Below are 22590 nucleotides of genomic sequence, written 5' to 3'. Positions count from 1 at the left end.
ACGCCGGGAACCGGCGGTGGGGGAAATGTGTCTGTGAGGGGGACAGCGGGTGCGGGCGGGGGTACCGTGCGACGCCGAGGGGGGCGAGGGGATGAGCGGCTGGAACGCTCCGGGCTACACGGAGTCCGTGGAACTGGGTTCGGGCGGCAGCGGCCGTGTCGTCCTGGCTCTGCATGACGCCACGTCAACTCCCGTGGCGATCAAGTACCTCAGCGACGAGCTGCGCGCCGACGCCGGATTCCTGCGGGAATTCCGCGCCGAGGCGCAGCTCCTCGGCGCCCTGGACACCCCGTACGTGGTGAGTCTGTACGAGTACGTCGAGGGCCCGCACGGCGCGGCGATCGTCATGGAACTCGTCGACGGCATCGCGCTGCGCGCGCTGCTGCGGCAGGAGGGCGCGACGGGGCCCGAAGCGGCGCTGGTGGTCCTGAAGGGCTCACTGCTCGGCCTGGCCGCCGCGCACCGCACGGGCGTCGTGCACCGCGACTACAAACCGGAGAACGTGCTCGTCGCGGCCGACGGCTCGTCCAAGCTGGTCGACTTCGGCATCGCGGCCCGCAGCGGCGAGACCCCGGACGTGGCCGGCACGCCCGCCTACATGGCACCGGAGCAGTGGACCGGGCGGTCCGCTTCCCCCGCGACCGACGTGTACGCGGCGACGGCGACCTTCTACGAGTGCCTGACCGGCCGCAAGCCGTTCCAGGGCCAGAACTTCGCCGAGCTGGCGGTGCAGCACATCGAGGGCCCGGTGCCCGAGGACGGCACACCGGAGGAGTTACGCCCGCTGCTGCGCCGCGGGATGGCCAAGCACCCCGCGGACCGGCCCACCGACGCCGCGGCCTTCGTCGCGGAGTTGGAGGATGTCGCGGGAGCCGCTTACGGCCCGGAGTGGGAGGAACGCGGTCAGCGCAGGCTGGCCGCCCTGGCCGCACTGCTGCCGCTGCTGTTCCCCTCGGCGAGGGCTCAGGGCTCGCAGACCGCGCTCGCCACCACGGTGCTGGGGCAGGGCGGCAGGCGGCTCGGCCGGCAGGGACTCCTGGCCGCGGTGGGCGGCCTTGCCCTGGCGGGCCTGCTGACCTTCGCCGCGGTGGCCTCGGGCGAGGGCCCCCGGCAGACGACCGCCAACTGGTCCGGGTCGACCACCACCGCCACCCCGGACGACGGCTCGGGCGCACCCGGCGGAACGGTCGCGCCGTCCGGCAGCCCGTCCCCCAATTCCCCGGCGTCGGCGTCGGCGTCGACCTCCGCGTCCGCGAGCGCGTCCGCCACGGCCAGTGCCACCGCTTCCGCCAGTTCCGCGCCGCCGGTGACCGGCGGTACGACCACCACACCCACCGGCGGGACGGCCACCGCGTCACCGCCCGCGTCACCGACGACCGCTTCGCCGTCCGCCTCGACGTCGCCCACGCCGCCTGTGACGGTCGAGTCGGTGTCCGTGGCCTCGCTGTCCCAGACGGGGCCGTTCGACGTGTCGGCGAGCGTCCGGGTGACGACGAGCGACGCGCGACCGGTGACCTTGACCATCGCCTGGTACCAGGGCACCGCGAAGGGTGATCCCGGCACGCCGGACGGTACGTCGGTCTTTCCGCTGAGCGGCCGGACCTCGTACACGATCACGGAACCGCACTCGTTCCCGCGCACGTCGGGCTGCTGGTTCGGCGCCGTCGCGACGACCTCCCCGGCGGCGGGCAACGGGCAGTCCACGCAGCAGATCCTCTCCGGCGCACAGCAGTGCGTACGCATCTCATGAGCGAGCCGCGCGACCTCACGCCGGAGGACACGAAGCACACCTGGCGGCTCGGCCGGGAACCCCAGGACGCCGTGCCTCCGCCCGAGGACGCCGTCCCGCCGGCCGCCGAGCGCCCGGAGCCCGCCCCGGACTACAGCGCGACCGTCCTCGCCGAGCACTGGGCGCCCGCCACCACGGCACCCGGGACGCCCGCGCCGCGCGAGGCCGCGCCCGCGGGGCCGGCACGCGGCGCGACCCGCACGGAGCCGTCCGTCACCCTTCCGGACCGGGTGGACGGCGAGGTCATGCGCTTCGGCCCCGGCGTGACCCCGGCGACCGCCGCCCGCGCGAGCGTCGCGGCGCAGGTGTGGCACGGCACCCTGCGCCCGCCCCCCGTGCCCGATCCCGGCGCCGCGCGCCGGAGCCGCGGGCCGCGCCGGTACCTCCTGGCGGGTGCCGTCCTGCTCGCCGTGCTGGCCTACCTGCTGTGGCAGCGGTTCGGTCCGGAGCTCTCGGTGCGGGAGGTGACGGTCACCGCGGTGCCCTCGGCACCGTCCTGCGACACCCGGGTGGACGTGGTCGCCACCGTCCGCACCAACGGCCGCGCCGGAACGATCACTTACCGTTGGCTGCGCAACGACGGAACGTCGTCGGACACGCTGTACGAGAAGGTGCCGCGCGGCCGGGAGACGACCCGGCTGCACCTGCTGTGGACCTTTCACGGTCACGGCACCTATGACGCGCGGGCCGAACTGCGGGTGAGCGGGCCCGGCAGCCGCTCGGCGACGGCCGTGTTCACTTACGCGTGCGCCTGACACGAACGGTGACGGCACATCAGCTCCCGGTGTTCCCCGACTCACAACCGGACCCGGCAAGAACACGTTGAGTGACCGCATCCCGCGCGCCCTCCCACTTGCTCGCACATCGTGAATCCGTGGCCTAGGGCGCCCTCGGGAACGGTATCGGTGGCCGCCCCCGCTTTCACTGCGGATCTGCACGGCGGAATCCGGCGCGAGCCGCGGCGGTCACGTTCGAGTGGCAACCCGGAGAAGATCAGCGGAGACTACGAGGAGCGACATATGGTTGTATTGCTTAAGAAGAGCTCATTAACCGATGTATTTGGGATTTTTTGCCCCGGGCTTTACCGGGGCGCGAGGACACCGGCGGTCGGCGGAGCCGACGGCCGGCGGGGCGACATCTCCTCAAGGAGCTCAGATCGTGGACGAATCCGTCGAACTCCTGGCGCACGATACGGGTGAATCTTCAACCACCCAGCGCGCGAGTCCCGGCCCTGCGGCCGGGATCGAGGCGACCCTCGCCGGCCTGCTGGCCGGCCTGCTGGGAGTCGAGCAGGTACCGGCCGACGGCCACTTCTTCGAGGAACTCGGCGCCGACTCCCTGGTGATGGCGCATTTCTGCGCACGGGTCAGGAAGCACGCCGACCTGCCCGCCGTGTCGATGCGGGAGATCTACCGCCACCCCACGGTGCGCAGCCTCGCGGCGGCCCTCACCGAGACCGCGGGGGCGCCCCCCGGCGCCCCTGCCGACACCCCGGCCGCGGCAGCGCCCCCGGCCCTCCCGGAGCCCGCCGGCACCCCCCACCACGTGCTGTGCGGCGCCCTCCAGGTGCTGTTCTTCCTCGGCTACGCCTACGTGGTGGCGCTGATCGCGACCACCGGCGCGGAGTGGACGGCCGCCGGGCACGGCCTGCTCGACACCTACGTGCGCGCGGTGGTCTTCGGCGGCGGCGGCTTCCTGTCCCTGTGCGTGCTGCCCGTGCTCGGCAAGTGGCTGATCGTGGGGCGCTGGAAGCCGCAGCAGATCCGCATCTGGAGCCTGGGGTACTTCCGTTTCTGGTGCGTCAAGACGCTCATCCGCATGAATCCGCTGATCCTCTTCGTGGGCTCACCGCTCTACTCCCTCTATCTGCGGGCCCTGGGGGCACGGATCGGCCGCGGTGTCACCGTCCTGTCGCGGCATCTGCCCGTCTGCACGGACCTGCTGACCATCGGCGACGGCACGGTGATCCGCAAGGACTCCTATCTGAGCTGCTACCGGGCGCACGCCGGAGTGATCCAGACCGGCCCGGTCACCCTCGGGAAGGGCGCCTTCGTCGGCGAGGTCACCGTGCTCGACATCGGCGTCTCGATGGGCGACGGCGCCCAGCTCGCCCACGCCTCCTCCCTCCACCGCGGCCAGGCCGTGCCGGACGGCGAGCGCTGGCACGGCTCACCGGCGCAGCCCGGGGCCGGTGCGGACTTCATGACGGTCCCCGCCGCCGCCTGCGGCGGGGCGCGCAAGGCCGTGTACGGCCTGTCCCAGCTGCTGATGGCGGTGATGCTGTACGTGCCCGCCGCCGTCGGCGGCGTGGCCCTGCTGCTGGCCGTGGTCCCGCAGTTCGCCACCCTGCTCGACCCGGGGACCGTGGCGCTGAGCTCGTGGACGTTCTACGCCGACGCGCTGGCCGCCTCCCTCGTCTTCTTCTTCGGCGCCGTGCTGCTCGGGCTGCTCCTCGTCGTCACGCTGCCACGGCTGCTCAACCTGCTGGTCAGGCCGGACACCGTGTACCCCCTCTACGGCTTCCGCTACGGCGTGCACCGGACCATCGGCCTGATGACCAACCGGCGGTTCTACCGGACGCTGTTCGGCGACAGCTCGGCCATCGTCCACTACCTGCGCCGGCTCGGGTACGACCTGTCGGAGGTCGAGCAGACCGGTTCCAACTTCGGCACCGAGGTCAAGCACGAGAACCCGTACCTGAGTTCCGTCGGCAGCGGCACGATGGTCGCCGACGGGCTGTCCCTGCTCAATGGCGAGTACTCCGGCACGTCGTTCCGCCTGACCCGGGTAGCCATCGGCGCCCACAACTTCCTCGGCAACCACATCGCCTACCCCGCACACGGCAGGACGGGCGAGAACTGCCTGCTGGCCACGAAGGTCATGGTCCCGCTCGACGGCGAGATCCGGGAGAACGTCGGCCTGCTGGGCTCGCCGAGCTTCGAGATCCCGCGCACCGTCCTGCGGGACAGCCGCTTCGACGACCTCAAGAGCGGCGAGGAGTTCCGCGCCCGCCTCACGGCGAAGAACCGGCACAACACCGTCACCATGGGCCTGCACCTGCTGATGCGGTGGCTGTTCTTCTTCGGCGTGGCCCTGATCGCGTCCTTCGCCGCCGACCTGTACGACCTGTACCCCGCGTACGGCGTCGCGGTGGTCGCCCTCGCCAATGTGGTGACGCTGGCGTTCACCGCCGCCTACCTGGTCCTGGCCGAGCACGCGGCCACCGGCTTCCGGGGACTGGAACCGCTCTACTGCTCGATCTACGACCGGGCCTTCTGGCGGCACGAGCGCTACTGGAAGGTGACCGCGGCGTCGCTGTTCGTCATGTTCTTCAACGGCACACCGCTCAAGAGCGTGCTGTGGCGGCTGATGGGCGTGCGCATCGGCAAGCGGGTCTACGACGACGGCTGCTTCCTGCCCGAGCGCTCCCTCACCACCATCGGCGACGACTGCACGCTCAACGAGGGCACCGTCGTCCAGTGCCACTCCCAGGAGGACGGCACCTTCAAGTCCGACCGCATCACCCTGGGGGCCGGCTGCACGCTCGGCGTGGGCGCCCTCGTCCACTACGGCGTGACGATGCACGACGGGGCCGAACTGGCCCCCGACTCCTTCCTGATGAAGGGCGAGGAAATGCCCCCGCAGGCCCGCTGGGGCGGCAACCCCGCGCGGGAGATGCCGGAAGGCGCCCCCGCCCCGCAGCCCGCCGCCCCCAAGGGAGTTCACGACGGCGTCCCCGCCTGCGGCAGCACCCTGATCGGCCGAGAGTAGCGCCGCGTCAGCGGTGAGTGGAGGAACGCTCCGATGAACACAGCAGCGGACACCGGCCGGGAGTTCTGGCGCGGTGTGCTCACAGCAGGCGGCTTCACCGCGATCCCCCGCTGGACCGCGGATCCGTCGCCCGGCCTCGGCACGCACGAGGAGGCCTTCCCCGCCGACCTGGTCACCGCACTGGGCCGGCTCACCACCGAACTGGGCGTGCCGCCCGGCTCGGTGCTGCTCGCCGCGCACGCCAAGGTGCTGGCCGCGCTCTCCGGCGAGCCGGAGGTGACCACCGGCTACGTCGCCGCCGAGGACACCCCGCCGCTGCCCTGCCGGCTGACCACCCGGCCCGCGACGTGGCGGGACCTGGCGCACGACGCGCACCGCGCCGCGTCCGAGGTGGCCGCGCACAAGGACGTCGACCTCGACGCCCTGCGCCGTGAACTCGGGGCCACCGGGCCCGCGTACGAGACCGTCCTCGACCCGACCGGTGACGGGACGGGGACCGTCCTCCCCGGGACCACCGTGCTGTGGGTCGGTGTCGCCGGGGCGGGCCCGTCCGCCGGGCTGCGGCTGCGCTACCGCAACGATGTGCTGGACGCGGACAGCGCCGCCCGGATCGCCGGCTACCACCTGGCCGCGCTGCGGCTGATGGCCGACGGGCCCGCCGCCGAGCACGGCCGGCAGAGCCTGCTGTCCCCCGGCGAACTCCACCTGCAACTGGAGGAGATGGCCGGACCGCGCCGGGAGCTGCCCCGCCGCCCTTTCCACGAGCTGTTCGAGGAGCGGGTCCGCACGCACCCGGACGCCGTCGCCGCCGTCCACGGCGACCGGCAGTGGACCTACCGCGAACTCAACGCCCGGGCCAACCGGCTGGGCCGGGCCCTGCTCGCGCGCGGCCTGCGCCGCGAGGGCGTCGTCGCCGTGGTGACGACACGGAACCTGGACTGGATGGCCACCGTCCTCGCGGTCCTCAAGACCGGTGGTGTCTACCTCCCCGTCGAGCCGCACTTCCCCGCGGAGCGCATCGCCGCCGTGCTCTCCCGCGCCGGCTGCGCGCTCGTGGTGACCGAGCCCGGCAGCACCGACGCGCTCGACCAGGCGCTGCCTGCCCTGCCCGGGGTCCGCAAGATGCTCGTCGGCACCGCGTACGAGGAGGACCACTCCGGCACCGACCTCGGTATCCCGGTCACGCCGGACCAGCTCGCGTACATCTACTTCACCTCCGGCTCCACCGGTGAGCCCAAGGGCGCGATGTGCGAGCACGCCGGCTTCCTGAACCACCTGCTGGCCAAGATCGAGGACCTGGGGATCACCGAGGGGCAGACGGTCGCCCAGACCGCGCCGCAGTGCTTCGACATCTCGCTGTGGCAACTGGTCTCCGCCCTGCTGGCCGGCGGCCGCACCCTCGTCGTCGAGCAGGACGTGATCCTCGACGTGGACCGGTTCCTCGACCGGATCGCGGAGGGCCGGGTCGCGGTGCTCCAGGTCGTTCCGTCGTACCTGGAGGTCGTGCTGTCCGCGCTCGAACGCCGGCCGCGCGACCTGCCGGACCTGCGCTGTGTGTCGGTCACCGGCGAGGCCCTGAAGAGGGAGCTGACGCAGCGCTGGTTCGCGGCCCGGCCCGGGGTCACGCTGGTCAACGCGTACGGCCTGACGGAGACCTCGGACGACACCAATCACGCGGTCATGCACCGGCCGCCGGACACCGACTGGGTGCCCCTCGGCCCGCCCGTCCGCAATGTGGCCGTGTACGTCGTCGACGAGCACCTGTCCCCGGTGCCGCTCGGCGCCCCCGGCATGATCGTCTTCTCCGGGGTCTGCGTGGGCCGCGGCTACGTCAACGACCCGGAGCGCACCCGGCAGGCGTTCGATGAGGACCCGCACCACCCGGGCAGCCGGCTCTACCGGGCAGGCGACCACGGCCGCTGGCACCCGGGCGGCACCCTGGAGTTCCTGGGACGCCAGGACAGCCAGGTCAAGGTGCGCGGCTTCCGCATCGAGATCGGCGAGATCGAGAACACCCTGGTACGGGTGCCCGGCGTCCACGACGGCGCGGTGGTGGTCGTGGACGGGGCGGACGGCGGCGGCGGCGCACGGCTGGTGGCGTTCCACTGCGGACCGCAGCCGGTCGAGCCGGCCACGCTGCGGGAGCGGATGGGCAGGTCCCTGCCCGCGTACATGATCCCCTCGGCCTTCCACTGGCGCGAGATCCTGCCGCTCACGGCGAACAGCAAGATCGACCGCAAGGCGCTCACCGCGCTCGCCGGGGAACTGGACGTGGCCGAGGACGAACGGCATCCGCCGCGCACCCCGGCCGAGCGGCGGCTCGCGGCCGCCTGGGCGCAGGTGCTCGGCATCCCCGAGGACCGCGTCGACCGGCGCGACGACTTCTTCGAGCGCGGCGGCACCTCGCTGGCCGCGGTGCGCATGGCGATCCTGCTCGACCGCGCCGTCTCGCTGAAGGACGTCACCCGCCACCCCGTGCTCGCCGACCTGGCCGGGCTCCTGGGCGCCGGGGCCACCGGAGGCTCGGTCCGGCGCTCCGGCCTCGTGCAGCAGCTGAATCCGGGCGACCCGGCACACGCCGGTGTGCTGGTCTGCTTCCCGTACGCCGGCGGCAACGCGGTCAACTTCCAGCCGATGGCCAAGGCGCTGGGGAACGGGGGTCCCGCCGTCCTCGCGGTGGAGCTGCCCGGCCACGACCCGGCGGCCGACGGCGAGCCGTTCGCCCCGATGACCCAGGTCGTCGAGCAGGTGGCCGCGGAGGTCGCGGGAAGCGGGGCGGGTCCGGTCATGCTGTGGGGCCACTCCTCCGGCGCCGCCTACGCCCTGGAGACCGCGCGGCGGTTGCTGGAGCGCGGAGTGGAGGTCCGCCGGGTGTTCCTGGCCGCGCAGCTGCTGGGTGACGCCGCCGGCCGCCGGGCCGGGATCGCCGAGCTGACCGCGCTCGGCGACGCCGAGATCGCGACGAGGCTCGGCGGGTACGACGGCCACCCCGAACTCGGCGCACTGGATCCCGCGCGGGCGGGGCACGTCGCCGCCGCCTACCGCCACGACTGCGTCTCGGCGCACCGCTATCTCGCCCACGCCCTGGAGAAGCCGTGGGCCGCCCGGCTCGCGGTGCCGGTCACCGTGGTCGTCGCCGCCGACGACCCGCACACGGCCGGCCACCAACGCCGCTACCCCGAATGGCGCCTGCTGGCCGCGCACGTGGACCTGCACGAGATCGCGGGCGGCGGCCACTACTTCCTGCGCACCTGTCCCGAGGCGGCCGCGGCCGCCGTCCTGCGCGCCGTCCCCCTGCCGGCCACGTCATGACCGGCATCCGAGAGGAGACCGACTTGTCGACCTCACCGTCCCCGCCCTCCCTTCTGGACCTGGAGCTGCGCCCGACGGCGCCGCCCCTGCTCCAGGCACGTCCCATCGGTGACGCCGCCGCCTGGGCGGCCGGGCACCGCGACGCGCTGCGCGGCGTCGTCGCCGAGCACGGCGCGGTCCTCGTCCGGGGCCTCGCACTGCGCGACGCGGCCGGAACGGGAGCGGTGTTCGCCGGGCTCTCCGGCGGCCTGATGACCGAACGGGAGTCCTTCGCCCCCCGGCATTCCCACCCGGGCGGCGTGTACTCCTCGACGAAGTGGCCGCAGAACCAGCCGATGTGCATGCACCACGAACTCAGCTACACGCTGGAGTTCCCCGGCCTGATGATGTTCGCCTGCCTCCAGGCGCCTGCCGAGGGCGGTGCCACCGCGGTGGCCGACGCCCCGGCCGTACTGGACGCGCTGCCGGCCGAGCTGGTCCAGCGGTTCGAACGCGAGGGCTGGCTGCTCACCCGCAGCTACAACGACGAGATCGGCGCGACCGTCGCCGAGGCGTTCGGCACCGACGACCGCGCCGCGGTGGAGGCCTACTGCCACGCCAACGCGATCGCGTTCGAGTGGCAGCCCGACGGCACGCTCCGCACCCGCCAGCGCCGCAGCGCGGTGGTGCGGCACCCGCTCACCGGACGGCGCTGCTGGTTCAACCAGATCGCTTTCCTCAACGAGTGGACGCTCGACCCCGAGGTGCGCGAGTACCTCGTCGACGTCTACGGCGCCGACGGCCTGCCGTTCAACACCCGCTTCGGCGGCGGCGACCCGGTCGGCGAGGACGTCGTACGGCTGCTCAACGGCGTGTACGAGGCGCACACCGTGCGTGAGCCCTGGCAGGCCGGCGATCTGCTGATCGTCGACAACATCCGTACGGCGCACAGCAGGGAATCCTTCTCGGGTCCGCGCGAGGTGCTGGTCGGCATGGCCGACGCGGTGAACCTCGGCGACTGCGCGCCGACCGTGGAGGTGGGTGCCGGATGACCGCCCTCGACTCCGTCGCCCCCGCGCCGGGAGCGGCCGTGCCCCACGGACCGGCAGCAGTGCCGTCGTTCGCGGTGATCCCCGGCGGCCAGGTGCAACGGGCCCTTCAGGGCCGCGAGAACGAGATCATGGAGCTGGTCGGCGCCGCCTACCGGCTGCACGGTGCCGGCGACTCGGTGAACCCGCCCTCGTACTTCCTGCGCTTCCCCGACCGGCCGAGCTCCCGGATCATCGCGCTGCCCGCCTCGATCGGCGGCGACCTGCGGGTGGACGGCCTGAAGTGGATCTCCAGCTTCCCGGAGAACGTGTCCGCGGGCATCCCCCGGGCATCGGCCGTGCTGATCCTCAACGACCACGCTACCGGCTACCCGTTCGCCTGCCTGGAGAGCTCGATCATCAGCGCCACCCGGACCGCCGCACTGGCGGCCCTGGCCGCCGACCGGCTCAGCCGGGGCCGGACGCGTCCGGCGCGCGTGGGGTTCATCGGCACGGGACTGATCGCCCGTTACGTCCACACCTATCTGACCGGCACCGGCTGGACGTTCGACGAGGTCGGCGTGCACGACCTGTCCGCCGACAGTGCGGCGGGCTTCCAGGGCTACCTGGAGCAGTCGGGCGCGGCGGGACGCGTCACCCGGTACGACAGCGCGGAACAGGTGATCCGCTCCAGCGACCTGGTGGTGTTCGCCACCGTCGCCGGCCGGCCGCATGTGTCCGAGCGGTCCTGGTTCGCGCACCACCCCGTGGTGCTGCACGTGTCGCTGCGCGACCTCGCGCCGGAGATCGTGCTCGACTCCTTCAACATCGTCGACGACGTCGAGCACTGCCTGAAGGCCGACACCTCTCCGCACCTGGCCGAACAGCTCACCGGTGGCCGGGACTTCCTGCAGGGCACCCTGGACGACGTCCTGGCCGGACGGGTCGCGGTGCCGGCGGACCGCACGGTCGTCTTCTCGCCCTTCGGCCTCGGCGTGCTCGACCTCGCGGTCGGCAAGTTCGTCTACGACGAGGTCGTCCGCTCCGGGGAACTGACCGTCGTCGACGACTTCTTCCATGAGCTCAGGCGGTACGGATGAGGCGACTCGCCCAGTGAGGAGGTCGATGCGTCACCCCGCAGAGAAAAGATCAACGTGCAGATGAGGAGGCCGTCGTGCCGATCATTTCCGCCCCCCACGCCTTCAACGAGGCCGAACTCTATGTCGACCTGCGCTCCATCTTCGGGCGTTCGCTGTACCTGAAGTGCGAGGGTTTCAACTTCGCCGGCTCGATCAAGCTCAAAGCGGCCATCGAGATGGTGGAGACGGCAGAGCGCGACGGTCTTCTCACCCCGGAAACGATCCTGGTCGAATCGTCGTCCGGAAATCTGGGCGTGGCGCTCAGCATGATCGCGGCGAGCAAGGGCTACCGGTTCCTGTGCGTCACCGACTCCCGCTGCAACCTGTCGACCAGGTTGCTGATGGAGGCGCTGGGCAGCCAGGTGCACGTCATCGCCGGGCAGGACGGCAACGGCGGCTTCCTCGGGGCACGGCTGGACTACGTCCGCGCGCTGTGCGCCTCCGACGACCGGTACGTCTGGCTCAGCCAGTACACCAATCCGGGTAACTGGAGGGCTCATTACCGCACGACGGCGCCGCAGATCGCCCGGCAGTTCCCCGAGCTGGACGTGCTGTTCGTCGGGGCCGGCACCACCGGCACCCTGATGGGCTGCGCGCGCTGGTTCCGGGAGTGGCACCGACCGGTGCGCATCGTCGCGCTGGACAGCGTCGGTTCCGTCACGTTCGGCGGTCCTCCGGGACGCCGGATGATCCCCGGTCTGGGGATGGGGGTCCGGCCGCCGCTGCTCGACGAGTCCTTCGTCGACGAGGTCGTCCTCGTCGAGGAGGCCGACACGATCCGCACCTGCCACCGCATGGCGAGGAGCGGTTTCCTGTTCGGCGGCTCGACCGGGACGGTGGTCAGCGGCGCGATGGAGTGGTTCGCCCGGCAGGACGCGCCCGACGACCTGACCGCCGTCGCCATCGCCCCCGACCTCGGGGAGCGTTACCTCGACACGGTGTACCACACCAACTGGCTCCAGGCGCTCTACGGCGAGGACGTGCTCGACTCCGAGGAGTCGGCCGCCGGCGCCTGGATGGCCCCCCAGCCACCTCCGCTGTCCCCCGCCCCCGACCGCCGTCGTTACAACGGGGCCGGCCGGCGGAGCACCGACGAGCAGCGTCAGCCCGAGAACCGCGAGGCCGAGGCGTAGGCCCCGGCGGCGCGGTCTGCTCCCTCCTCCGCCCAGCCCTCGCCCCAAGGGTGTGCGTACGCGCGCTGCCTGAGACGGACGGCAGTCGGGGGGCCTCTCCCGACGACGGGACGCAGGACACGGACCTTATAGGACCGAGGCGGCCGGCCTCGGTCCCCGGCCCGGACGGCACGGTCGGCGCACGGCACACCTGGTCCGTCGGGGCGGCGCAGACCCCGGACGCGGACCGCCTTCGTCATCGCGCCTGTGCGACCTCGGTACCCGTCGAAGGCCGCCCGGGGCGGGCCGTCCTGGCGCCGCCGCCCGGACGGCCAGTCCGCAGGCCGCTCCTCGCGGACCTCGGAGACCTGGGACTCCGGCGCCCGCAAGGCGGCCTGCCCCGACGGCCAGCGACTGGTGGGGGTGGCCCACACCGGCAACCGCGGGCTGTGCACCGACAACGGCGCGGGCGACCTGTGGGCCGCCTCCGGCGCGTACGAGGTCGTCACCGACGAACGGTACGTCGCGGCCGGCGGCGACTGGGCCTCCGGGTACACCAAGTACCAATGCCCGCAGGGCGACTTCATGGTGGGCTACGCCGTGCGCGGCGCCGCCGTCTCCAGCGTGCTGTGCGCCGTCGCCCGTACCTCTCTCGGCCCGGGCGGCCGCACGGTGTGGTTCGATCGCGGCGACAACCGCCCCGCCTCCGCCAAGGGCGGCGACTTCGCGTACGGGAACTACAAGGGCCAGTGCGCGGACGGCGAGGACGCGGCCGGCCTCGCCTTCACCGGCCGTATCGGCTCCTCCCGCACACCCGACGCGCTCTATTGCCGGCCTTTGACATAGCCCTGACCAGGGGGGTCCCGGACCGCGTGCGGTCCGGGACCCCCAACTCGTCGGCACGCAGGGCGATCAGACCCTATGATCACTCCGCCCCGTGTCCGCTGCCTCCGCGCACGCCCCTTGAGAAGCAGGCCCCCCGACCATGACAGCACCTCCCCGCAAGGCACCCCGGCTGCTCGCCCGGGCCGCACAGACGGCGATAGCCGCGGCCGCCGTCGCGGACGTCTTCCGCGCCCTGGAGTTCCGGGAACACACCGTGCCCCACCTGGTGTCCCAGCAGGACGAGGCGCCGCAGGACTCGGTCCTCGGCACTCAGATCTTCATCTGGCTGATGACGTTGTCGACCGTGCTCTTCCTGGTGTGGCTCGCCAGGGCCCGGCGCAACGCGCGGGAATCGTCCCCCGAGGCGCAGTTGCCCACCGGCGGCCGGCTGATCGGCGCGTGGTTCGTCCCCGTGGTCAACCTCTTCGTCCCGTTGCGGCACGTCCTCTCCATCGGACGCGCGAGTTCGGCGGCGTGGGATCGCATGCGCGACACGACGCTGGTGAGCCTCTGGTGGGCGGCCTGGCTGGGGCACGGCATCGCACTCACCACGGCCTTCAAGGTCGCCCCGGAGTCCATGGCCGGCCTCGTGGTCGCCGAGGTGCTCATGGCGGCCGCGGCCGTGCTGCTGATCCTGGTGATCGAGCGCGTCACGACGCTCCAGTCCGCCGCGCTCGACCGCCCGGCTCCCGTCCTGTCGCCCGCCGAGGTCTGAGCCATGCACTCCGGATATGACATAGTCCGCGTCTTCTGCGCCCCCGACGGCGGCCTCGGCAACCGCGTCGCCGTCGTCCGCGACGAGGACGCCGCCGCCAACGAGGCCGAACGCGCCACCTTCGCCCGGCAGTCGGGGCTGCCCGAGACGGTCTTCGTGAACGACTCCGAGCGCGGGGTCGTCGACCTCCGCATCCCCGGCCGGCAGCTGCCCTTCGCGGGCTCGGCGTCGCTCGCCGCCGCCTGGCTGCTCGACGCGCCCGAACTGATCACCCCCGCGGGTGTGCTGGGCGTGCGGCTCGCCGGCGAGTTCAACTGGGTCGAGGCCCGTCCCGAATGGGCCAGGGACCGCACGCTGCGCCAGTACGCCTCGCCCCGCGAGGTCGACACGCTTCCCGTACCGCCGCCCGGCGAATGGCTCTACGCCTGGGCCTGGGAGGACGAGGCCGCCGGCCGCGTCCGCGCGCGCGGCTTCCCGGGCCGCCCCGCGGGCCCTGCGGAGGTCGAGGCCTCCGGCTCCGCGGCCCTGCTGCTCACCGACCGGCTGAACCGCTCGCTCAACATCACGCAGGGCCGCGGCTCCCAGATCCTGACCGCCCCCGCCCCGCACGGAATGGTCGAACTCGGCGGCCGTGTCCGCCTCGACCGCGCCGTCCCCGGCACCCGCCCCCGTCCGGCCATCACCCTCGGCACCTCCTCGTCCTCCCGGCGCCGCATCCACCTGCTCGACCTGTGACCGCGCCCCAGCCCTCCACCGCGACGCGGCGGGCCCGCTGGGCCACGACCTGCTCCCCCGGGCGCGTCGGTGGGATCCCGCATCACCTGCCGGCGGATCCCCGGGCCGCGGTCCAGCGGCCGGTCGACGGCGTTCACCCGCCCGCACGTCCTCCGGGAGGAACGTGGAGGCGGCATGGGTGACGTGTGCCGCCGATCGCTGGACGCGGGCTCGTTGGCGGGTCGTGACCCGGTCCGGAGGGGCCGGTCGCCTCACCCCTGGTGTCGGCGCGGCGGGGATAGCCTCTGGCCATGCCGAGCTTCGAGATCACACCGATAGGTACGGTCCGGAACCACCGGACGGACGTCCAGCACACGGACAACTGGGGTGCCGTCCGCAGCACGATCACCCTCGACGAGCGCTTCGGCGAAGCGTGCCTCCAGGGGCTGGAGGGCTTCTCCCACGTGGAAGTCCTCTTCGTCTTCGACCAGTTCCCGGAAAGCGACGACCACCGCGAACCCCGCCCCTACCGCGGCCGCTCCGACCTCCCGCCCGTCGGCGTCTTCGCCGGTCGCGGCCCTCGCCGGCCGAACCGCATCGGGGTGACGTGCTGCGCCATCGAATCCGTCCACGCGCGCGAACTGACGGTGGTGGGCCTCGACGCGGTCTCGGGCACACCGGTCATCGATCTGAAGCCGGCGATGGAGGAATTCCGCCCGGTGGACATCAGGCAGCCGGAATGGGTCAGCCGCCTGATGTCGGAGTACTTCCGGCCGTGAGCGCGGTCCGGTGGCGAGGCCCCAGGTGTGAGCCGGGTGGGGGCTTCGTACCCGGCCACGCGCCGGACGCCCTCGACCTCCCGCTGGAGTTCGGTGCCGTGGGCCGACAGGTGGGACCACTCCGATCTTCCCGAGCTCCCCACGGGGGCCCTTGAACGCCGTCGCGCCCTGGGCGGAGGCGCGTCGGGGACGACCGTGCACGGCCGGGGCGGCATCAGGAAGCCTGCCGGCTCAGGCGATGTCCGCGCTGCCCTCGCGGTAGACCTTCGCGGAGGCGATGCGCCCGTCGCGGAGCACATAGAAGGCGGCGATCGGATAGGACCGCGTCTCGCCACCGTACGTCAGGGTCTCGGTCATCTGGCAGGCCGCGCGGGCGCCTTCGGCGATCACGTCGCGTACCTCCAGCGTGGGCAGGAGCCCGCGCATCGCCTCGTCGAAGAGCTCGGTCAGCGCAGCGCGGCCGCGCACGGTCGTGCTTCCGGTGATCCACACGGCGTCCTCGGTGAATCCCGCCAGGAGCGCGTCCAGATCACGGGCGTTGAAGGCCCCTACGTGCCGGTGTACGGCCGCCGCCGCGTCGGTCGTCGTCACGCGGCCAGTGTGCCAGATCCCGCCGCGCCGGCCTGGAGTCGAGACGTCGGACATCCCGCTCAACCGTCGAGGAGCCTCGTCCGTTCCGCATCGATCTCCAACCAGTGGGCCGCCACCTGATCGGTGACCCCGCCGACATGGCCGACCGTGCCGGCGTCGGCTGAGGGCGCCTGCGCGGGAGACTGGTTCTCAGCCCACTGCCCCAGGTGTCGATGCGTTTGCGAAGGTCGATGTGGGCAGGCAGGGAGGCCACTTACTGATGCGGCACCAGTTATGCACCGGGTTCCGCCGCCGTGGAGAGCCGCTCCCGGTCGGGCACGGCCAGATGGTTGAACGCGTAGTACACGGCCACCAGCCCGTGTACGGCGAGCATGGCGGCCGGAGAGACCAGGGCCAGGGCGACGGTCCCCGGATACGCCAACCCGCCGAGGCTGAAACGGATCCGAGTGGCACGCGCCGCCTCCCGGTCGACCTCTGGATGCAGGAGGTGCCCGCGGTGGGTGACGTACCACCAGATGGCCGCATAGCACACTGCGTGCATCACCATGACGCCGCTGTAGATCAGCCCGGCCACCCGGGCGTCGTCGGTGTCCCCCAGGTGCTCGGCGAGCAGCGCCGTCGGCCAGGGCAGCACCGCCACCACCATCAGCAGCAACAGGTTGAGGAAGACCAGCGTGCGATCGACCCGGGCCAGGTGGCCGAAGAGGGCGTGGTGATTGACCCACATCACCCCGATGACCAGGAAGCTGACCACGTAGGCAGCGTAGGACGGCCACTGGTGCGTGAGCGCCTCGGTCAGTGCGTGGCCATGCTCGGATGGCACGTGGATCTCCAGGACCAGCAGGGTGGTGGCGATGGCGAAGACGCCGTCGCTGAACGCCTCGACGCGTCCGGTCTCCCTCACACCAGCCCGTCCCAGCCCCAGCGGGGTGTCGGCCCCGGTTCGCCGAGGTCCTGGCCGACCGGTCCGGCCGAGACGTCACGGGCGATCCTGGTGCCCCAGTCGAAGTACTCCAGCACCCGGCGGCGCAGCGTCTCGTCCTTGGGGAGTTCCCTGCTGACGGCGTCGGTCATCAGCTCCATCCACCGGGTCCGCTGCTCCTCGGTGATCGACAGGCCGAGGTGGGCACGGAGCAGGGCGTGGTGGCCGCCGTGTTCGGCGGTGAAGCCCGCGGGCCCGCCGAAGACCTCGGCGAGCCAGACGGCGACGTGCTCGACATGGGCTCGGGTGAACTGCGCGAAGACCGGGGCGAGCAGCGGGTCCGCGAGTACGCCGTCGTAGAAGGTGTTGCTCAGCCGGCGGAGGGCGTCCATGCCGCCCACGGCCTCATACAGGTTGGCGGCACGTTCGGTCACAGCGTCCGACCGCCCGCCACGTCGCCGGCGGCCGCGGACACGACCGCTGTCCGTGCGTAGTGCTTCATCTCCACGATGTCCCCCACGTAGGTACGGATGGCGGCGAGGAAGGGCGGGAAGTGCGGGCCTGTGCGGAAGCCCTGCTCGTGGTCCGCCACGGAGGCCCACTCGATCCGCAGGATGTACCGGTCGGGCTCCTCGGTTCCGTGCGAGAGCTCGTACCCGAGACACTGCGGAGCCAGCTCCAGCTGCTCGGCGGCAGTTGCGTACGCGTTCTCGAATTCGGCTCGGCGTTCCGGATCGGCGATGCGGTACCGGATGTACTCCACGATCACGTCGGTCCTCCGGGGCGTCGGTTCTCTGCAATGATCGGAAATGCCGAGCGGGAAAACGAGGATGTTCGCTTCCAGCACATGAAACGGAGATGCGGATTCCCGGGATGCGGCCGGGCGCCGAGGACGGGACAGGAAGCCGAGAGGCGGTCGCGGTGGCGGTCGCGGTCGCGGTCGATCAACTCTGGCCTGGATTCGTCGGGGAACCATCGATGATGGCGCTCGCCGAATTCGGGCCGGGCCGCAGAGCGGCGCGGTCTCGCGCTGCCACGCCCCGCTACCGCCCGGGTACGCCCGCGTCCTTCCCGAACGCCCCGTGCCGCCCCGCGCCTGCCGTGAAGCGGGCCGCGCCCTCGGCCGCCTCCGCGAGCGAGATCCGGCCGTGCCGCAGTTCCACGGCGAGTGCCGCCCCCTCCTGGAGGCCCTCGGCCTCCAGCACGGCCAGCCGGTCGTGGCGTACGCAGGTCTGCGGGAACGCCGCGATCTCCGCCGCCAGCCGCTCCGCCGCCTCGCGCGCCCCGCCCGCCGGGACCACCCGGTTGACCAGTCCCATCGCGTGCGCCTCGGCCGCGCCGACCGGACGGCCCGTCAGGATGAGGTCCATCGCCCGGGAGGTCCCGATGAGGCGCGGCAGCCGGACGGTGCCGCCGTCGATGAGCGGCACGCCCCAGCGCCGGCAGAACACCCCCAGCACCGCGTCCTCCTCGGCGACCCGCAGGTCGCACCAGAGGGCGAGTTCCAGGCCGCCGGCCACCGCGTGACCGGAGATCGCCGCGATGACCGGCTTGCCCAGCCGCATCCGGGTCGGGCCCATCGGGCCGTCCCCCTCGTCCCTCACCTCGGTCACCTCGTTGCCGCGCGGGGTGCCGATGGCCTTGAGGTCGGCACCCGCGCAGAAGGTGCCGCCCTCGCCCCACAGCACGGCGACCGAGGCGCCGGGATCGGCGTCGAACTCACGGAAGGAAGCGGCCAGTTCGCGTGCGGTCGGACCGTCGACGGCGTTGCGCGCCCCGGGGCGCGAGAGAACCACCGTCGTGACGGGTCCGCTGCGCTCCACACGTACGGCCATGGCCTGTCCCTTCCGCCGCCGACCACCTCTGCCGGTTCAAGAGAGGTTATCCCCGTGGGTGAGCGTCTCCCAGGCGACGAACAGGTTGTTGCTGCCGGCGGGGCGCTGGGACTCGGTCAGTGCCTGGGTGTTGGTCATGGCGATGCCGAGGCGGTTGTGCATCGCGTTGTAGCCGACCTCGGTCACCGGCCCGAGCCCCAGGTTGAGGTGGCCGCCGCACAGCCAGGACGGCACGGCCTCGCCCCGCTGGTACTTGGACTGGAAGCCGAGCGCCTGCCGCAGCCGCTCCCCGACCTGCGGATAGAGGTCCTGGCCCTGGATGCGGCTGGTCTCGGCGACGTGGGAGATCGCGGAGATGCCGTAGCCGGTGTGGGTGAAGTCGCGGCAGGTCTCCTGGGTCAGTCCGGTCACGAAGGTGGACTGGCCCTGCCAGTAGCCGACGATCTCGTCACGGGTGTCGAGCCCGCTGCCGGGGACGGTCTTCGGCAGCGCTCCGTCGGTGTCGAGGTAGACGTAGGCCGCGACGCGATTGAGGTAGCGGGTGACCGCCTTGTCGTAGGAGGCCTTGTCGTCGAGGAAGACGGAGATGCCGACGGCGGCCTCCATCATGCTCAGCTCCCAGTTGCCGTTGCTCTTGGAGCCGTTGATGACCTCCGGGAGGTACACGTTGCGCAGCATGGTGGCGAAGCGGTTCACGTTCGGCCAGTTGCCGTACGAGGAGCGGATGATCTCCGCGGCCCGCGGCCACACCGAGCCGGCCCAGCCGGTCTGCAGCGGTGCGTTGCTGTTGGTGTGGTCGGTGATGGTGGCCGACCAGGCGTCCATGAGCTGGATCGCCTTCTGCGCGTACCTGCTGTCGCGGGTGATGTACCACGCCAGCGCGTTGGTGTACGCCGCGATCGCGTCCTCGCGCTCGTCGGTGCAGCCGTAGTTGGGGTTGGAGTACGAGCCGCACTCGACCACCGCGCGCGGCTTGGGGGTCCGCGACTGCGACGCGTAGGGCGACGCCATCATCTGGTCGTACGCGGCCTTCCACGGCTGGGCGCCGGCCTGGACCTTGCCGCGGACGAAGTCGAGTTGGGACTGGCTGACCAGGACGCCGGGGTGGGTGAAGGCCGCCGGGGCCGCCGAGGCGCGACCGGTGCCGGGGACCGCTGACAGCATGGCGGCCACGAGGGCCGCGCTGAGGGCGAGAACTCCTTTGGACAGGAGGCCGCGTGATCTGTGGGACATGTGGGGGACGCCTTCCCAGGAGACGGCACGTTCACAAGAGTGAACAGAGGACTCACCCGTGAACGCTGCGATTGACGGATGACGGTAGGACTAGACCAATGCCGCGTCAAGCCCCCGTGAAACAGCGGGGGTTGCCGCGGCGTCGCCGTGACATGGCCGCGCGACTCCTGGGTCCGCACGGAAAGAATCAGGGGCGGCCGACTCCGTCCCACGAGTCGGCCGCCCCTCACAGGGTTCTCCCCCACGGTGAACCCCGTGGCTTTCGGGTCACACCTTCGCCGTCACCGCCTGCTCGACGGCCGGTCAGAAGGCGAAGACACCGTGCGTGTCACTGCCGCGCAACATGCACGCGTTGCCGAAGGCACGGCTGAAGGTGACACGCCGGCCCTCCCAGACCCCGTCCGCGGTGACGACGACCGGGTCCCAGATGCGGGTACAGCTCGCATTCGCCGGACCGGTGGTCAGCGCCGCGAAGTCGCCCTGCACCGACCTGAGTTCCGCACAGGCGGACACCGGGTCCGGGTGGTCGCCGTAAGGGGTCGGACTGCACCGCAGGACCACCGTGCGCTGCATCGTCGCCGTGGCCGGATCCTCGCCCTTGCCCACGGACAGCACCACGGCGGAAGGTGCGTACAGGCTCGTCGGGCCCGCGGGCCGCGCCTCGGCGGTGCCGGCCGCCACTCCCGCCGAACCCACCGCCGCCACCAGGGCCAGACAGGTACTCACCGCACTGAACCGCATAGCGAACACTCCTTCGGCTCTCGCTCCGGTTATCGGACGTCCCGGAGTCTTGTACATCGGACGCGTCCGCGTCACATCGCTCCGCGACTTTCGGTCACCGGTTGTTCACACTGTGCACTATCCGTTGTGTCGCACTTGGGGTGGGCTGGGCACCCGGTGAAAGGACTCAGCGGAGCCGCGGACTCCGTGAAAGCGCCTTCACTGCTGGACACAGCATCTCCACATAGGCCGGAAAGCAGCGGGCCGCCATCGCGTTTCGTACGCGATGGCGGCCCGATGGAGCAGTGAACGGTGCGGCCGGCGGCGGCCGCCGGCGCGGCGTCAGCCGCTGTAGCCCGCGAAGATCTTCGAGAACTCGTACGGCGACTGCGCGATGTTCGTGCACATGTAGAGCGCGCCGTTGCACGCGTTGCGGTCCCGCGTCATCTCCCAGAAGGCCAGCATCCCCAAGTGCTTGCCCTGGGCGAAGCCGACCAGCTGGCGCGCGTCGGCCTGGTCGTAGATGTGCCCGTCGTCGTTCTGGCCGAGCATCGGCGTGACGCCGGTCATGGCCCACACCTGAGCGTCGCTCTTGGCCGGGTAGACCGTCTTGAGCTGGGCGAAGGTGCTGTTGGCGGCCTGGACGGCGGCGTCGCCGTAGTCGGTGGAGCGGTAGTAGTCCATCGCCATGATGTTGACGACGTCGAGGGTGACGCCCGCGTCCCGGGCGGAGCGCACGACGGACAGTCCGTCGTCCGTCAGCCCCTCGGGCAGCGCCGGCAGGGTCAGCGAGATCCGCAGCCCGGGGTGGGCCTGCTGGAGGCGGGCCAGCGCCTGGGAGCGGCGGGCGACGGAAGTCGGGTCGGCGGTGGCCGCGCCCTCGATGTCGAAGTCCGCGTAGGTCAGCCCGTAGGCGTTCACCACCGCGTTGTACTCGTTGTAGAGCGCGTCGACCGTCCCGCACGCCTGGGCCAGTTCGATGCCGGAGGCACCGCCGAAGGAGATCTTGACATCACCGCCGGCCGCGCGGATGGCGTCGATCTGGTCCTTGCCCCACGCCGCGCGCGGGTCGTAGGCGTTGAACCACATCGCCTTGCAGGACGAGGCGGTGATGAAGGCCATGGTGAAGCTCTTCAGGCCGCTCGCCGACGACATGGCGGTGAGGCTGGGCGTCGGCCACGCGCCCATGTCGACATAGGGGGCGGTCCGCACGCCGCCGGGCGGCGGGTTGGTGCCGCCGGAGGTGGTCGTCCCGCTGACGGCGGCGCTGTACGCGGAGGTGTTGCCGGCCGCGTCCTTGGCCCGCACCCGGAAGGCGTAGGCGGTGCTCGCCGTGAGCCCGGTGGCGGTGTAGGAGGTGCCGGTCACCGCGACGGGCGTGCCGCCGTCCCGAGAGACCTCGTAGCCGGCGACGCTGCCGGAGTTGTCCGTGGAGGCGGTCCAGCGCACGGTGAGGGACGAACTCGTCGCCGAGCCCGCGGTCACACCGGACGGGACGCTGGGCGCGGTGGTGTCGGAACCCCCGCCACCGCCCGTGCAGGAGCCGCCGTTGAGCTTGCAGCCGGTGGGCGCGCCGGTGCCACCGGAGACCCAGCCGAAGGCGGTGGTGGCGCCGGGGGCCAGAGTGCCGTTGTAGTCGCGGTTCTTGAAGGTGTAGTGACTACCGCTCTGGGTGAGCAGCGCGTCCCAGTACGAGCCGACGGTGGTCCCGGAGGGCAGGTCGAACTCGACGGTCCACCCGCTGAGCGTGGTGGTGCCGCCGTTGGTGATCGTGTACTGCCCCTGGAAGCCGGTGTCCCAGGTCGACGTCTTCACGAAGGCCGCGGTCGGGGTGGCCGCGGCGGCGGGCGGGGCGAGCAGCAGGACGAGCGCTCCGACGAACGCCGTGACCAGGGCCAGAGTTCTTCGCATCCATGCCTCCACAGGCGGGAAAAGGCGCAGAGTTGGTCTGAACCAAAGTATCTGGTATAGACCTATAGACTTGATGCGTCCGCGTCAATAGTTGGTTCTGGCCGATCGGGTGACCATGCGGCCGGGCCGCACCGGGCAGCGGCCGCCCGCCGGGC

At 71.9% G+C, this 22590-nt stretch carries 19 protein-coding genes; 11 read left to right on the top strand and 8 right to left on the bottom strand.

All coding sequences use genetic code 11. The features are described from left to right. Positions 1-91: 91 nt before the first annotated feature. From RV983_RS32475 to RV983_RS32425, 11 genes are all read left to right on the top strand, one after another. Complete coding sequence (locus RV983_RS32475) at positions 92-1750, top strand: serine/threonine-protein kinase (protein ID WP_475989277.1); 1659 nt, start codon at positions 92-94, stop codon at positions 1748-1750. Further along, complete coding sequence (locus RV983_RS32470) at positions 1747-2544, top strand: hypothetical protein (RefSeq protein ID WP_475989276.1); 798 nt, start codon at positions 1747-1749, stop codon at positions 2542-2544. The genes RV983_RS32475 and RV983_RS32470 overlap by 4 nt, the downstream gene beginning before the upstream one ends. A 400-nt stretch (positions 2545-2944) precedes the next feature. Further along, positions 2945-5560 carry a Pls/PosA family non-ribosomal peptide synthetase gene (locus RV983_RS32465; protein WP_475990525.1) on the top strand — a complete coding sequence of 872 codons (2616 nt, stop codon included), beginning with the start codon at positions 2945-2947 and terminating at the stop codon, positions 5558-5560. A gap of 33 nt (positions 5561-5593) precedes the next feature. Beyond that, positions 5594-8872: a non-ribosomal peptide synthetase gene (locus RV983_RS32460; protein ID WP_475989275.1), complete on the top strand. Its 3279-nt coding sequence runs from the start codon at positions 5594-5596 to the stop codon at positions 8870-8872. A gap of 23 nt (positions 8873-8895) precedes the next feature. Continuing rightward, positions 8896-9903: a TauD/TfdA family dioxygenase gene (locus RV983_RS32455; protein ID WP_475989274.1), complete on the top strand. Its 1008-nt coding sequence runs from the start codon at positions 8896-8898 to the stop codon at positions 9901-9903. Beyond that, positions 9900-10979, top strand: a complete 1080-nt coding sequence (gene sbnB, locus RV983_RS32450) for a 2,3-diaminopropionate biosynthesis protein SbnB (RefSeq protein WP_475989273.1) — start codon at positions 9900-9902, stop codon at positions 10977-10979. Before RV983_RS32455 ends, sbnB begins: the two co-directional genes overlap by 4 nt. A gap of 74 nt (positions 10980-11053) precedes the next feature. Beyond that, on the top strand, positions 11054-12151 hold the full coding sequence (gene sbnA / locus RV983_RS32445; RefSeq protein WP_475989272.1) for a 2,3-diaminopropionate biosynthesis protein SbnA: 1098 nt from the start codon (positions 11054-11056) through the stop codon (positions 12149-12151). Positions 12152-12397: 246 nt separating this feature from the next. Then, the gene (locus RV983_RS32440; protein ID WP_475989271.1) at positions 12398-12976 is read left to right on the top strand and encodes a hypothetical protein; all 579 of its coding nucleotides are present in this window, start codon (positions 12398-12400) and stop codon (positions 12974-12976) included. 139 nt (positions 12977-13115) lie between these two features. Next, positions 13116-13730: a DUF4328 domain-containing protein gene (locus tag RV983_RS32435; protein WP_475989270.1), complete on the top strand. Its 615-nt coding sequence runs from the start codon at positions 13116-13118 to the stop codon at positions 13728-13730. Positions 13731-13733: 3 nt separating this feature from the next. Next, positions 13734-14465: a PhzF family phenazine biosynthesis protein gene (locus RV983_RS32430; RefSeq protein WP_475989269.1), complete on the top strand. Its 732-nt coding sequence runs from the start codon at positions 13734-13736 to the stop codon at positions 14463-14465. A gap of 290 nt (positions 14466-14755) precedes the next feature. Next, positions 14756-15223: an SAM-dependent methyltransferase gene (locus tag RV983_RS32425; protein WP_475989268.1), complete on the top strand. Its 468-nt coding sequence runs from the start codon at positions 14756-14758 to the stop codon at positions 15221-15223. 231 nt (positions 15224-15454) lie between these two features. Here the strand turns inward: RV983_RS32425 and RV983_RS32420 are convergent, their stop codons facing one another. The 8 genes from RV983_RS32420 to RV983_RS32385 all read right to left on the bottom strand — a co-directional run bounded on the left by RV983_RS32420 (position 15455) and on the right by RV983_RS32385 (position 22435). Continuing rightward, a complete protein-coding gene (locus RV983_RS32420) occupies positions 15455-15814 on the bottom strand; it encodes a nuclear transport factor 2 family protein (RefSeq protein ID WP_475989267.1) in 360 nt (119 codons plus the stop codon). Positions 15815-16085: 271 nt separating this feature from the next. After that, the gene (locus RV983_RS32415) at positions 16086-16718 is read right to left on the bottom strand and encodes a TMEM175 family protein (RefSeq protein WP_475989266.1); all 633 of its coding nucleotides are present in this window, start codon (positions 16716-16718) and stop codon (positions 16086-16088) included. After that, the gene (locus RV983_RS32410; protein ID WP_475989265.1) at positions 16715-17170 is read right to left on the bottom strand and encodes a group II truncated hemoglobin; all 456 of its coding nucleotides are present in this window, start codon (positions 17168-17170) and stop codon (positions 16715-16717) included. Before RV983_RS32410 ends, RV983_RS32415 begins: the two co-directional genes overlap by 4 nt. After that, positions 17167-17499, bottom strand: a complete 333-nt coding sequence (locus RV983_RS32405) for a putative quinol monooxygenase (protein WP_475989264.1) — start codon at positions 17497-17499, stop codon at positions 17167-17169. The genes RV983_RS32410 and RV983_RS32405 overlap by 4 nt, the downstream gene beginning before the upstream one ends. 280 nt (positions 17500-17779) lie before the next feature. Beyond that, positions 17780-18571 carry a crotonase/enoyl-CoA hydratase family protein gene (locus RV983_RS32400; protein WP_475989263.1) on the bottom strand — a complete coding sequence of 264 codons (792 nt, stop codon included), beginning with the start codon at positions 18569-18571 and terminating at the stop codon, positions 17780-17782. A gap of 36 nt (positions 18572-18607) precedes the next feature. Next, positions 18608-19804 (bottom strand): alginate lyase family protein, encoded by a 1197-nt coding sequence (locus tag RV983_RS32395; protein ID WP_475989262.1) that lies wholly within the window; start codon positions 19802-19804, stop codon positions 18608-18610. Positions 19805-20107: 303 nt separating this feature from the next. Further along, entirely contained in the window at positions 20108-20545 is a 438-nt protein-coding gene (locus RV983_RS32390) for a subtilase-type protease inhibitor (RefSeq protein WP_475989261.1), read from the bottom strand. A gap of 321 nt (positions 20546-20866) precedes the next feature. After that, a complete protein-coding gene (locus tag RV983_RS32385) occupies positions 20867-22435 on the bottom strand; it encodes a cellulose binding domain-containing protein (protein WP_475989260.1) in 1569 nt (522 codons plus the stop codon). Positions 22436-22590 lie beyond the last annotated feature (155 nt).

Source organism: Streptomyces sp. RLA123, from assembly GCF_056270165.1.
Note: the sequence above shows the minus strand (reverse complement) of the source record. Positions and strands in the feature narration are given on the sequence as shown.